This window comes from Rhodopirellula sp. JB055 (assembly GCF_043100905.1).
Classification (GTDB): domain Bacteria; phylum Planctomycetota; class Planctomycetia; order Pirellulales; family Pirellulaceae; genus Rhodopirellula.
This window is the reverse complement of sequence record NZ_JBICHO010000406.1, coordinates 1-13545: the sequence shown is the minus strand read 5'-3', so window position 1 is coordinate 13545 and position 13545 is coordinate 1. Positions and strand designations below refer to the sequence as shown.

10 protein-coding genes are annotated in these 13545 nt (G+C 55.7%); 7 read left to right on the top strand and 3 right to left on the bottom strand.

Annotation, left to right across the window (positions count from 1 at the left end; translation table 11 throughout):
* From ACF8AM_RS15895 to ACF8AM_RS15870, 6 genes are all read left to right on the top strand, one after another.
* The coding region (locus ACF8AM_RS15895) for a hypothetical protein (protein ID WP_392556574.1) at nt 1-286 on the top strand (286 nt) is incomplete at its 5' end.
* Between the two features lie 72 nt (nt 287-358).
* On the top strand, nt 359-3091 hold the full coding sequence (gene aceE, locus ACF8AM_RS15890; protein WP_392556573.1) for a pyruvate dehydrogenase (acetyl-transferring), homodimeric type: 2733 nt from the start codon (nt 359-361) through the stop codon (nt 3089-3091).
* A 133-nt stretch (nt 3092-3224) separates the two neighbouring features.
* Entirely contained in the window at nt 3225-4634 is a 1410-nt protein-coding gene (locus ACF8AM_RS15885) for a 2-oxo acid dehydrogenase subunit E2 (RefSeq protein WP_392556572.1), read from the top strand.
* Between the two features lie 185 nt (nt 4635-4819).
* Entirely contained in the window at nt 4820-7192 is a 2373-nt protein-coding gene (locus tag ACF8AM_RS15880; RefSeq protein ID WP_392556571.1) for a beta-agarase, read from the top strand.
* Between the two features lie 16 nt (nt 7193-7208).
* Complete coding sequence (locus ACF8AM_RS15875) at nt 7209-7385, top strand: pectate lyase (RefSeq protein ID WP_392556570.1); 177 nt, start codon at nt 7209-7211, stop codon at nt 7383-7385.
* Between the two features lie 98 nt (nt 7386-7483).
* Entirely contained in the window at nt 7484-8599 is a 1116-nt protein-coding gene (locus ACF8AM_RS15870) for an alpha/beta hydrolase fold domain-containing protein (protein ID WP_392556569.1), read from the top strand.
* Between the two features lie 17 nt (nt 8600-8616).
* Here the strand turns inward: ACF8AM_RS15870 and ACF8AM_RS15865 are convergent, their stop codons facing one another.
* The gene (locus tag ACF8AM_RS15865) at nt 8617-9483 is read right to left on the bottom strand and encodes a DUF1853 family protein (protein WP_392556568.1); all 867 of its coding nucleotides are present in this window, start codon (nt 9481-9483) and stop codon (nt 8617-8619) included.
* A gap of 232 nt (nt 9484-9715) precedes the next feature.
* On the opposite strand from ACF8AM_RS15865, the gene ACF8AM_RS15860 reads away from it, so the two are divergent.
* Nucleotides 9716-11191: a sulfatase-like hydrolase/transferase gene (locus tag ACF8AM_RS15860; protein ID WP_392556567.1), complete on the top strand. Its 1476-nt coding sequence runs from the start codon at nt 9716-9718 to the stop codon at nt 11189-11191.
* A gap of 74 nt (nt 11192-11265) precedes the next feature.
* On the opposite strand, the gene ACF8AM_RS15855 is transcribed toward ACF8AM_RS15860, so the two are convergent.
* Both ACF8AM_RS15855 and ACF8AM_RS15850 read right to left on the bottom strand, forming a co-directional pair.
* Nucleotides 11266-11460, bottom strand: coding sequence for a hypothetical protein (locus ACF8AM_RS15855; protein ID WP_392556566.1), 195 nt, complete (start codon nt 11458-11460; stop codon nt 11266-11268).
* A gap of 119 nt (nt 11461-11579) precedes the next feature.
* A complete protein-coding gene (locus ACF8AM_RS15850; RefSeq protein ID WP_392556575.1) occupies nt 11580-12815 on the bottom strand; it encodes a DUF1559 domain-containing protein in 1236 nt (411 codons plus the stop codon).
* Nucleotides 12816-13545: the final 730 nt, after the last annotated feature.

Genomic DNA, 13545 nt, shown 5'->3' with positions numbered 1-13545 from the left:
GCTAGCGTCTTTTGAATTTGTGTTCTTATGCAAACCCTCAGATTCAGCGTGGTATGTAGTAATTTGTCTTGGTCTTGCTGTCGCGTCGGGTTATGAGAAAACCAATTCCTCACGCAAAAGCGCAACTTCAAAACGAGCGTTTCGAGTCAGGATGAAATCAGCAGGCCGCCAAAGGCGGCACTGCAATGGTTTCAACACCACCAAACCGACCAACCGTTCCGGAAACGTGAAACGGACAATTCAGGTGCCCTCCCTAACCTTGCTGGAAACAGGCAAGAACCGCTAAACTACGTGGTCTGACTCAAAAACTCGACCTATCTGATCCAAACGTCCGCGAGCCCGGAGTTCTCTACTCTCTATGTCCGAATCAAAATCCGTCGCTCAAGCCGAAATTTCCCAAAACCTCGGCGAACTGCAGCACTCGCCGGATGTCGACGTCGACGCCGCCGAAACCCAAGAGTGGATTTCATCCCTCGAATATGTCCTTCAGAGCAAAGGCCCCGAACGGGTCAAATTCCTGATCGACCAATTGCGTGACCGAGCCGCTGAAGAAGGCGTGCCTCTTTCCTCGGACACCTCGACACCTTACGTCAACACGATCCCACCACACGAACAGCCCGCTTACCCGGGCAACCGAGAACTCGAACGCCGCATCAAATCGATCATCCGTTGGAACGCGATGGCGATGGTCGTCCGAGCCAACAAACGGCCCGGCGGCGTCGGCGGGCACATCAGCACCTTCGCAAGCTCCGCGACTCTCTACGAAGTCGCCTTCAATCACTTCTTCCAAGGCCGTGGCGAAGACGGTTACTCTGGCGACTCGATCTACTTCCAAGGTCACGCCTCACCCGGCATGTACTCACGTGCCTACCTCGAAGGCCGTTTGTCCGACGAAAACCTCGACAACTTCCGTCGCGAACTTGCTCCCGGTGGCGGACTGTCGAGCTACCCTCACCCATGGCTGATGCCCGGCTTCTGGGAATACCCCACCGTCTCGATGGGTCTCGGCCCAATCATGGCGATCTACCAAGCTCGTTTCAACGAATACCTCAACGATCGCGGTATCAAGAACACCAAGGGCCAAAAAGTTTGGGCGTTCCTCGGTGACGGCGAATGCGACGAACCCGAAACCCTCGGTGCAATTGGGTTGGCTTCGCGTGAGAAGCTGGACAACCTGATCTTCGTCATCAACTGCAACCTGCAACGACTCGACGGACCTGTTCGCGGTAACAGCAAGATCATTCAAGAACTGGAATCGATCTTCCACGGTGCCGGATGGAACGTCATCAAAGTCGTCTGGGGTGGCGAATGGGACGAACTGCTCGCTCGTGACACGACTGGCTTGTTGGCCAAACGCATGAACGAAGTCGTCGACGGTCAGTACCAGAAGTACACCTCGATGCCAGGCAGCTACATTCGCGAGCACTTCTTCGGCAAATATCCTGAACTGCTCGAGTTGGTCAAACACCTGTCCGACGAGAAACTCGAGAAGATTCGTCGCGGTGGCCACGACCCCGAAAAGGTTTATGCGGCCTACAAGAAGGCAACCACGCTGAACAACGGCAAACCCACCGTGATCTTGGCCAAAACCGTCAAGGGTTACGGACTCGGCGAAGCCGGCGAAGGCCGCAACGTGGCCCACAACCAAAAGAAGATGAACGAAGCCGAACTGCTGGAATTCCGAACTCGATTCGGTATTCCAATCAGCGACGAAAAGGTCGGCGACGCGCCGTTCTACAAGCCACCGGCCAACAGCCAAGAGATGAAGTATCTCCAGGAACGCCGGGAAGCTCTCGGTGGCCCAGTGCCAAGCCGTCCGACCGAACATCCCAAAATGGAAATCCCTGGCTTGGAGGTGTTCCAAAAGTTTGTCTCCAAGCGAACGGACAACAAAGAGGTCAGCACGACGTTTGCCGCCGTCCAAATGTTGGTGGCCATGTGCCGCGACAAAGCCATCGGCAAATACGTGGTCCCCATCGTGCCGGATGAGTCACGAACGTTTGGCATGGAAGGCATGTTCAAACAGTTCGGCATCTACGCTCACGCAGGCCAACTCTACGAGCCAACGGACTCCGACCAAGTCGCTTATTACAAAGAAGCTCAAGACGGTCAGATCCGCGAAGAAGGCATCACCGAATGCGGTTCGATGTCCAGCTTCAACGCCGCCGGCACCGCATACAGTTGCCACGGCGTGAACATGATTCCGTTCTACATCTACTACAGCATGTTCGGTTTCCAACGGATCGGCGATTCGATCTGGGCCGCCGCGGACATGCGAGCCAAGGGGTTCCTGGTCGGTGGTACCGCCGGTCGAACGACGCTCAACGGCGAAGGACTGCAACACCAAGACGGGCACAGCCTGCTCAACGCGATTGCGTTCCCCACCGTCCGTGCGTACGACCCTGCGTTTGCCTACGAAGTCACCGTGATCGTTCACGAAGGCTTGAAGCGGATGTACGAAGAGGGCGAAGAGTGCCTGTACTATATCACGGCCGAAAACGATCCTTACGTGCAACCCGAGATTCCTGAAGGATGCGAAGAAGGCATCATCAAGGGAATGTACAAGTTCAAGAGCCGTGAAGTGGACGGTGCCAAGGCACGTGTTCAATTGTTCGGCAGCGGTGCGATCTTGAACTGTGCTTTGAAAGCCCAAGAAATCTTGGCTGAGAAGTACAACATCGCCAGCGATGTTTGGTCCGTGACCAGCTACACGCTGCTTCGTCGTGACGCTCATGCGACCGAACGTTGGAACCGATTGCATCCTACTGAAACGCCGCGCAAGAGCTACCTGGAAGAAGTGCTCGAAGGCGTTGAAGGCCCGTTCATCTCGGCCAGCGACTACGTGCGTGCTCTTGGCGAACAACTCACACCTTGGATCCCGGGCGATTACTACGTCTTGGGCACCGACGGCATGGGCCGCAGCGAAACCCGCGAAGCCCTGCGACGCCACTTCGAGGTCGACGGTGAATCGATCACCATCGCTGCTCTGGGTCGCCTGGCAAAGGCCGGAACATTCGAAGCAGCCGACGTGGCACAAGCGATCAAAGACCTGGATTACGATCCAGATAAAGTCGATCCCTATTTCGCGTAACTCTGGCCGGACACTCGCAAGCGTCCCTTTTGTGATGCGGTCTGATGGCATCTGTTCCCTCACCGGAACGGCCTCGACCGCCAGGACCAAGCGTCTCAAACTTCTCCAATCACACCCCTGACATACCTTACCCATGACTGAAGTCAAACTCCCCGAACTCGGCGACGGCATCGAATCTGGCGATGTCCTTGAAATTTTCGTTTCCGTCGGCGATGTGATCACCGCTGGCCAGGACATCGTGGAAATGGAAACGGACAAAGCGACCGTTCCCGTGCCGAGCGATGTGGGTGGCAAGGTCACCAAGGTTTCCGTCAACGAAGGGGACACGGTTCCAATCGGTGGCGTGTTGTTGGAAGTCGAAGCCGCCGCTGGTGCTGAATCAGCTCCCGCTCCGGCCGCTCCAGCGGAACCTGAAACGAAGCCGGAGCCCAAACCAGAGCCGCAGGCGGAAGCACCTGCTCCCGAACCCGCCGCACCGCCTGCTGCAAAACCAGTCGCCCCCGCGGCACCGCCTGTTGCTCAACCCGTCGCAACCCCAGCCGCTCAGACCCCCGCGGTCGCGGACGAACCCGACGCGCCCGTCGACGCGGGTGGATCGATCCCAGCCGGTCCTGCGATCCGCCGCTTCGCTCGCGAAACGGGTGTGAACCTGGCGAGCGTCACCGGAACCGGTGCTGGCGGAAGAATCACTCGTGACGATGTTTTGGCCGTCGTCCGATCGGCCAGCCAAAAGGCTGCTGCACCGGCCGCGAAATCTGCTCCTGCCGCAGCGGCCGCCGCACCGCGAACCAACGTGGCTTCGGGCGATCTGCCTGGCACACCCGACAACGATGACTACGGCCCAATTCGCGTGGAGCGAATGAGTAAGATCCGCAAAACGATCTCTGCTCAGATGCACTTGTCGTGGTCCACCGTTCCTCGCGTGACCAACTTCGACGATGCCGACATCACGGACCTGGAACGACTTCGTCAAAGCAGCAAAGAGGACTACGCTGCTCAAGGTCTGAAGTTGACCACGATGCCGTTCTTGGTCAAAGCCGTCGCGACCGCTCTTCGTCATCACCCATCGCTTAACGCGGTGATCGACTCTGAAAACCAACAAGTGATCTACAAGGATTACGTCAACGTTGGCATCGCCGTGGATACCGACACCGCTTTGGTCGTACCCGTCATGCACAACGCTGACCAAATGGGCATCCCAGACACCGCTCGCAACATCGCTGAAATGGCGGGCAAAGTTCGTGGCGGCAAATTTGGCGTCAACGACCTGCGTGGCGGAACCTTCACGATCAGCAACCTCGGTGCGATCGGTGGCCAGTACAGCACACCGATTGTCAACGTTCCCGAAGTCGCGATTCTATTGGTAGGACGCTCACGCAAGTTGCCTGTCGTGATGCCCGACGATTCCATTCAACCTCGTTTGATGATGCCGCTCAGCCTCTCGTACGACCACCGCTTGGTCGACGGCGGAACCGCAGCCCGCTTCCTCAACGATGTGATCGGGTACCTGCAAGCCCCGAGTCGCCTGTTGCTCGCTCTCTGAGTTCGCAGCATTCGAAACGACAACTTCTCGAAGGCCGAGTCTCACCGACTCGGCCTTTTTTCATGCCCAACCAACAAATCATCCGTGCCTATCCAAACAGCACAAGTCCATACATTGGACAAAGGCTGGCATCACGACAATCATTGGAAGTTCCCCACACCTATCTCATCGATTGACTCGCGCTGATGAAAACGATCTTCCTGTCTGCGATTCTTGGCACGTTGCTTCCCAACTGCCTGTTCGCTCAGTCTCCTGACCAAAGCCTGCTCAGTGACGAAGGCGTCGCTCGACGTGCCGCTCACACGTTTCTGTTCGAAGAGTTCTCAAAAGGCAAGGAAACGACCTATCGAGGTGAAGGCGACCAACGAAACCTGTTCGAGATGGTCCTCTCCAATGAAACCATTCACCTCAGCGGTGATGTCTCGATCGAATTGCCAGAGGGAAGCCAACGTGTCGTATCGCTCTTCAAGTACATCATTCTTCGCGGCGAAAACCTGAATTATCTCGGTGGGATCGATGTCGCTCCCTATTCCGGCGGCGGCACCGTCGAACGCAGCACGCAACAACCCAACCTGTATCGATTCAAGTTGCCCGCAATGCCCGTCCCCAGCGAAGGCATGCCGCCGATTCAAATTCGAACACGATGCGCCGAAGGGAAGACGGCAACTGTCACGCAGATTGCATTCAACTCACAAGGCAAACTGCCGGTGAAGTTCGACGACATCCCTTATCGAACCCTTGGAGCCGATCAACCTCGTGTTCCGGTCAGCGTGCGCGTCGACTTGCAACATGAACTATCGATTGCCGGCCACGTCGACCTGGAACGCGAAAAGTTCTTTCGCTACTACGCAGCCCCAGGGACATGCGATCCCAGTTTCGAACGTTGGGCGAACAAGCGAAACTTCAAACCGGGACGCCAAATTTTCAAACTCCAACCTGGATTGGTGGTTGGGTATGGACGCGGTGAAAAGCTCCGAGAGAACCCGAATGAAACAGGTGCTGCTGACCTGAGCTTCTTTGAGCGTCACGATTCATCGGCCCCCAAAACAATCCCCGCGTTCGAAAACGTTGACTACGCGATGTGCTTGAACGACTTCCCCGAGTTCATGTCCGTCGAACACGTCGGGCGCGGCACCCCACTGATCGAACACTTTGGTGACGCGGCCGATCTTGCCGCCGCACACATCGCTGACCAAAAGGCAGACGGTGGACGGACCGCGAAATGGTGGGAAGTCAAAAACGAGTCCACCATCAAAGCCGAGTGGGACTACCACTATCAAAAAGAACATGACTCATGGGAATTGCTCGCCCAATTTCACAACGAAGTTGCTCAAGCCGTTCATGCGAAAACTGCATCGGTCAATGTGGGTGGCCCTACGTCTGCTTGGATGCAATTGCACGTCAATCAATTTGGACTCTACCGTGACCAAGCCCGGTTCATGGATCTGACTCGAAACCATTTGGATTTTTACTCCCACCATTTCTATGAGAACATGGGATCGCTCGGAGCCTGGGAACGTCGTGACAACGGCTACTCGGGTTACCTACTGGGTCGACTCGAAGCAACACTCGACATGTTACAGGCTCACATGGAAGAGACCGACAATGTCAAACCGATCTTGATCACGGAGTGCGGCTCGCTACAAGCTGGACGTGGAGCGGCGGACTACTGGTTACGTTTACGATCGTACAGCGCATTCGTTCATAAGCTGATGAACCGCCCTCATCAGATCGATCTGGCGGTCCCGTTTGTGTTCACCAATATGCACTGGAATCCCAAGAGCGGAAACGTTGCTTTCATCCCAACCGAAGGTGCCTCTGCTCGCGGTCCCTTGTCCGATTTCCAGCCCACGCCAGTCGCAAACTACTTTGAACTGTGGCGTGATTTCGATGGCCGACGACTTCCCGTCGAAACGAGCGGCCTGGCTGCTGTGGGGCTGAACGCGACGGCGGTCTATCAAGGCAACCGCCTGCAAATCGCACTGACCAACATGACCAGTCGTCAACTCAGCGTTGACCTGTCCGAAATTACTGGCGACTCACTGAACGCATCGTCCATTCAGCAGCGGCGACTACGATACAACGGCGGCCAAGTCATCTACGAAGACTCAAACTCTTTGTCCGAGTCGAAGACGATTCCTGTCGATGCGGAGGAGACAACCGTTGTGACGCTGTTGTTTGACAAACAGATCGATCCGGCAAAAACGCTTCACCGTGAATTTGCTTACGCTGCAGGGACCGCCGTGACCGCCGATCAATCGCGTGTGTTCCAAATCGAAATTGATGACGCATCAAAAATCGATTCGGCAAAACTGGTTATCGGCGTTCATCGCAACAACGGACTGGGAGAAGCCATTGCCGGAACCTTCAACGGACAGTCTTTTGAGTCTCACCCTGAATGGGCCCACCAGTTTGACCAACTGATGGCTCCGCTGGCGATTTCTATCTCCAAAGACTGGCTGCAGAAAAACAACCAAATTGAAATCAAACCCCAGCCTGTCCTGACCATCACTTCGGTCCACCTGATCCACGACCGCTCGCAACCGCTCAACGATTGAAAAGCTCGCGATCCTTTTGGGTTTGGAATGGTCCCTAACGTTCAGCGATCGCAATGGGAAGATCGTCTACGACTTGGACCATGTGGGCGACGAACGAAGACGCGGCTCCACGTGGTACGGAACCTGGAGCACCAAGGTCGCGAAAGCTCACGCAGAATGGAAGAAGTCATCCGACGCGGTATTCATCCCATGAAACTGGACTGTATCAATTCCCGGCACAACTGATTTGATCGCAAGCAGGGGCTATCATGAATCACTCCCCTCCACCTGCCATTCGACTCCGAGTTGAAAATGAACCATTCATTCCGACTGCCGGCCCTCTTTTTGCTGACCGTGACCGTCACTTGTTGCTGGACCTCGGAGGTTCAGGCCCAGCTTGAACGTCCGACCATCCAAGATCGCTTGGAGAGCGATGATGCGAATGACGACGGAAAAGTTTCCAAAAATGAGTTTAGTGGTCCCGCCAGACTGTTTGAGCGACTTGACCGCGACGGCGACGGTCAAATTCTCATTCGGGAAGTCATCGGAAACATGTCCGTGAGACGTCCAGCAAACGATCGGAATCTGTCGTCTCGCTCTCCTCGCGGAGTCGATGTCAAACGCAACGTGATCTTCGGAAAGGGCGGCGGTCGCGACCTGAAAATGCACATCGTGTTGCCCGAGTCCAAACCGAGCGAACCATTGCCGGCTTACGTTTGGATCCACGGCGGAGGATGGCAGGCAGGATCCAAAGAAGGTGGCATCAACCAGGTTGCAAGAATCGTGGCCGAGGGCTTTGTTGGCGCGACAATCGAATATCGCCTGACCGGTGAAGCCCCATTTCCAGCGCAAATCGAAGACTGCAAATGTGCGATTCGCTTTCTTCGCGAACACGCCGACGAATACGGCATTGATCCTGATCGGATCGCCGTGGGCGGCAGTTCGGCGGGCGGGCACTTGGTCGCGTTGTTGGGCACGTCGGGTGATGTTGAAGAACTCGAAGGCTCCGGCGGGTGGCCTGATCAATCCAGTCGTGTCCAAGCGGTGGTCGATCTCTATGGCCCGACCGACTTTTCAAAGTTTGTCACCACGAAAGGATTTGAGTCCCACAACCGCGAAGGTTCGCCCGAATCGAAACTGTTGGGCGGAGGCGAGGTCCTCGGGAACGACGAAGGAATTCGTCGCGTCAATCCGATCACTTACATCGACGATGACGATCCACCGTTTCTAATCATTCATGGAACCAGCGATCCAGTGGTTCCGGCAAACCAAAGCCAACTGCTTCACAAGGCACTTGAAGACGCCGGCGTCGAAAACAAACTCCACCTCATCCAAGGCGCCAAACATGGCGGGCGAGAATTTGCTGCTCCCGAGATCCGAGACATGATCACGACCTTCCTGAAAGAGACTCTTCAAGATCCTGAGTGAATTCGAAGGGTCTCGGCCTACTTGGCCGGTCCACTGTCTGGCCAACGTTCGGGCACGATAAAGAATCGGTGGACGAAACAACTTGAGGAACTGGACTTCCCAGTAGCATTCTCCCAACGCACGGCCAGGATCGGACGATCGAATTCTTGCAGTGTTCGATCAACGGACGCCACAAATTCATCTCGGCTCAGCAGAGTCGCCTGGTTTTCGTCAGCAGTCAACGCCGACAACCAAAACGGTTTTGACAAAATCTGATACGCACCTTTCGCATCAACGACCTCGTGCAATTCAGATCGGTGCACCCAACGACCGCATTCGTGATTGGCTGACATGAATTCCGGCAGTATCGGCGCGGAAACCGATTCAGGTGGATAGAACGCACTGCCTTTCACCACCGCTTCTCGGATTTCGACATCGTCGCGCACTTGGTGACTCATCGGCAGTTGATGTTCAAAGAGACGACGCGTCTTGCGTTCAAAATTGTCATTTGAATTCGGGCCCACAAACCGACTGCCTCGCCATGGTTCCTTCGGCAAATACAAATAGAACTTGATTGCAACCTCCCAGTGTGTCAGCCGACCTCGTTCATCCACGAACAGGAAGTCGAGCTCCCCCAGCGTCTTTCCATCCACGCGAACCGCTTCTGCATGAGCCACCAGTTCGAAGCCGCGAATGTACTTCAACCAATACAGAATCAATCGCTCGAAATAGAGCCCGACCTTAGCGGTCGAATCTCGAGCTAGGAACGCCTGCAAATGGACTGGATCGACCATCGATTCCGACAACTGCGGCAGCACCGCGGACGGAACAATCAAGGATGGACTGTTGATCGCCCAAATCAAATCCTGAACACACTGCTGCGTCTCAAACAACTTGCACTTCAATTGCTTCGATCGCTACGCGGACTACTTTGGGCATGATCTACTCCAATGAACGGCGTTGCCTTGCCACATCAAAAGACAGGACGCACATCATCGTCTTTCATTCTCGATGCAACCACTGGAAAAAGAAGACGGCGGGCAGAAAACGACCAACCCTCTTGCGACTGCCTAATACATCTTGTCACACTGGTTGTCCTGCCCCAATCCCCACCGAAGACATTGAGGAACCACAACCATGAAGTCCTTGCTTTTCCCGGCCCAACAACGGCAGATGACTGCCAAGATCGTTGGTTTGTGCCTGCTCTGGATTCTCCTGAATCCTGCGGGATGGCACGGCGTCGCCGCAGCAGCAGATAACGTTCGCCCCAACATTGTGCTCGTGTTCATCGACGACATGGGTTGGGAAGATTTCTCGTGTTTCGGCAATCACGACGCCCAGACACCCAACATCGACCGAATGGCGCAGGAAGGCGTTCGATTCGAACAGTTCTACGTCAACTCACCAATCTGTTCGCCGTCGAGAACTGCGATTTCGACGGGGCACTACCCACAACGGTGGCGCATCGGATCCTATCTCAGCAACCGCGATCACAACCAACGACGCGGTATCGCCCAGTGGCTTGATCCCAAGGCTCCAATGTTGGCTCGTTCACTTCAGCAATCCGGATACGCCACCGGGCACTTTGGGAAGTGGCACATGGGTGGCCAACGAAACGTCGACGACGCTCCATACATCACTGAGTACGGCTTCGATGAATCGCTAACAAACTTCGAGGGCATGGGACCGAAGCTTCTTCCTTTGACGCTCAAACCCGGCGATGAAGAACCCGGACGAATTTGGGCCGACGCGGAACGTCTCGGTGACGGATACCGCTGGATGCAACGATCTGAGATCACCGGTGGTTTTGTCGACGCGGCGATCCCTTTCATCCAACGTGCGAAGGTCAATCAGCAACCGTTCTACATCAACCTCTGGCCCGACGATGTCCACTCGCCTTTCTGGCCACCCGTGGATCAATGGGCAGACGGCAAACGTGGGTTGTACCTTTCCGTTCTGCAGGAAATGGACCGCCAACTCGGAAAACTGTTCGATGTGATTCGCGGTGATGAAGTGCTTCGTGACAACACCTTGGTGCTGATCTGTTCGGACAATGGACCGGAATTGGGAGCGGGTTCGGCAGGTCCCTTCCGGGGATACAAAACCCATCTTTATGAAGGCGGCGTGCGTTCATCACTGATCGCTTGGGGGCCAAGGCTTGTTGGACGCCGCGGCGAAGTCGACCGCACATCCGTGTTCTCAGCGATCGACTTGGTCCCGACCTTGTTGGATCTCACCGGCAGTGAGCATCCTGCGGGCGTCCAATTCGACGGTGAGTCGGTGCTGCCTGCCATCACCGGCAACGGTGCCTCGCGGAACGCCCCCATTTTCTTTCGCCGCCCTCCCGATCGCGATGCTTACTACGGTGTCGATGACCTGCCCGACCTCGCCATGCGTCAAGGCGACTGGAAACTGCTCTGCGAATACGACGGTTCTTCGCCCGAGCTTTACAACCTCATCGAAGACCGAGGAGAAACCACCAACGTCGCCGCGACACATCCCAATGTGGTCCGAAAGATGACCAAGGAATTGGTCGCGTGGCACAATTCGATGCCCAAAGACAACGGCGCCACTTACCAAGAAAAGCCAAAGAAAAAAGGCCGCCCCCGTTGAACGAAAGCGACCTTGAATCGGTCTTGAATCAGACTTAACTGACCTCATCAAGTGATGAGGTCAAGTGCCCTGGATCAGCGATAGTTGTCTTCGTAGTTCTCGGTTTGCTGTTGAGCCTGCTTTTCGTAGTCTTCTAGTTCTTGCTCCGTCATCGGCTCGTCGGTTTCGATCACGGTGTTTCCGCCAGGGCCACATCCGGTGAAGGTGAGCGGCATGCCAGCCACGAGAGCAACCAGGCACAATCGCTTCATCCAAGAGGTATCATTCATTGAGTTCGCTCGATTCTAAAAAGGGTTGGAAATAAAAAGAAAGAGATGGTGCCGCGACTGAGTTCATGCGTTCAGAGAGAAGCGGACGAGGCACCATCGGATCAGACGATCAAAGGCGATCAGAACGCGTCTTCGATCGTTTCCTTGCCGTTGCGTGTGCCCAGGGCACCCCAGACACCGTAAGGAGACTCAGCACCAGCGTTGTTCGCGCTCCAGATGACTTCGGCGTGGATGTTGCCTGCATCGATGCTGTCGGTGATGAACTTCACCGCCCCGTCGCCGAGCACCACGTGCACGCCGCCTTGGTGTTGGCTACTAGGTGGTGCAACCGCCCAAGCCGAGTCCGAACGGTTTGGCATGACCATTTCGCGGTTAGGCGGAAGGATCGTATTGAACGCGGAGTAAACGGTTGCTCCATCCGCCCAGCGGAACCCACGTCCGTAACCCGAGCTGATATTGCGAACGATCGAGTCCGTGGTGTCCAGCCAGAATTGTGGACGGGCAGGATCTTTGGCTGCCGTCGTGTCGGCCCAACCTGGATCCTCGCCCAACGGACGGAACCCTGGGCCAATAGCAGCATCCGTTTTGATCGCACGTGGGTTCACGTGGGTTGCCATCTCGCCCAACATGATCGTGTTGCTGAGACCGTCCGTCACATCACGGAAACGCATCAATGGACGCGAGCGGGCTTGTCCCAAACCTTTGATCCCGTTGACTGTGTTACGGAAGATGAAGAACCCACGCAACGACTGGTTGACTTGGTTTGCACGCCCACTGTCTTCGTAGTAGTACCCGTTCGAAGCATTGAGCGGTCCAACATCTCCATAGTGCAATCCATCGCCGTAGCTGCACGCGTAGTTACTACGTCCCATGGCTGGCGAACCAACGCCAGGGTCACTGGGGCAACGGAAGGTCCCGATGTCCGTCATCCAAGGTGTGTAGTTGCGATCCCAGGCTCGTGGTCCCATCGCTGGATAGTTAGGCGTACCATCGCCGTCCGAATCCATTGGATTGCTGATCTGTTCCCACAACGCCTGCTGTTCGACGTATGGCAGGATTGGAATCAACCAACTGATTCGACGCCCATTGCCATTGTTGCCGTTCTGCGTCGTTTGGCTTCCCGCCTTGTTGTCCGTTCCACCACCGTTGGGCGGAAGTCCGTTGAACGCGCTGTGATAGTTGTGAATCGAAAGACCGAGTTGCTTCATGTTGTTGCCGCAACTCATTCTACGGGCAGCTTCACGGGCTGCTTGGACTGCTGGTAGCAACAGCCCTACCAAGACGCCAATGATGGCGATCACGACGAGCAACTCGACCAGCGTGAACGCCTGCCGGTTGTTGGTCTGTCCAGACATTTTCATTGATTAATCCTTCACACCTGAGAAAAAAGAGGAGAATGCAATAAAGGACACCCAAAACGCTCAGTCGCGCATGCGGAAAGATCAGATTGAGCACGTCCCTTGGCCTAAATTTCGTGCCCCCGCACCCCAATGTCAAGCTCCAACGGCGTCCTTCCCAACCTTCTTTGCGATAAAGTCGCATTCCGTGCCGTTCAACTCCGAAGAAACCCTCGCTTTAAGCTAAGCAGAACCTTCCGGATAAGCTCCTTCGGAACAGATCCGTGCAGGCGTGGCAATGCACCCGCCCCGCCACCCCCTGCAAGGGGTGGAGCAGGTTCTTGGCAGAGTTCCACATGGCGCGCTTCTTCCAAAATCACGTTTTGGGGAGATTTTGGGGAGAGATCGAGCGACGCCAGTTCAGGCGAACGTTTTCGAGTTGCGCCTTTGCGTGAGGCATTGATTTTTTCACAACCCGACGCGTCAGCGAGGCGAAGTCAACATCGTTTTTCCCTCGCTGACGCTTTTGGAAGTTGTGCTTTTGCGTGAGGCATTGGGTTTTTCATAACCCGACGCGTCCGCGCGGGACCCCATCCCATCGCACCGAGCCGGTGGGTCCCTCGCGGACGCTTCGGGTTTTGAGAAAAGCGCAACTTCAAAAAGCGTTAGCGAGGGACCGCGTGCCATTTTCCTCGAATGGCCAACGGCCTCCTTCAACATAGCCAGGGGGGATCGCCCCTGGAGCAAA

What these genes read in the sequence shown, in the direction of transcription:
- aceE (WP_392556573.1), top strand. Translation starts at nt 359, where the DNA reads ATGTCCGAATCAAAATCCGTCGCTCAAGCCGAAATTTCCCAAAACCTC.
- ACF8AM_RS15885 (WP_392556572.1), top strand. Translation starts at nt 3,225, where the DNA reads ATGACTGAAGTCAAACTCCCCGAACTCGGCGACGGCATCGAATCTGGC.
- ACF8AM_RS15880 (WP_392556571.1), top strand. Translation starts at nt 4,820, where the DNA reads ATGAAAACGATCTTCCTGTCTGCGATTCTTGGCACGTTGCTTCCCAAC.
- ACF8AM_RS15870 (WP_392556569.1), top strand. Translation starts at nt 7,484, where the DNA reads ATGAACCATTCATTCCGACTGCCGGCCCTCTTTTTGCTGACCGTGACC.
- ACF8AM_RS15860 (WP_392556567.1), top strand. Translation starts at nt 9,716, where the DNA reads ATGAAGTCCTTGCTTTTCCCGGCCCAACAACGGCAGATGACTGCCAAG.
- ACF8AM_RS15855 (WP_392556566.1), bottom strand. Translation starts at nt 11,460, where the DNA reads ATGAATGATACCTCTTGGATGAAGCGATTGTGCCTGGTTGCTCTCGTG.
- ACF8AM_RS15850 (WP_392556575.1), bottom strand. Translation starts at nt 12,815, where the DNA reads ATGTCTGGACAGACCAACAACCGGCAGGCGTTCACGCTGGTCGAGTTG.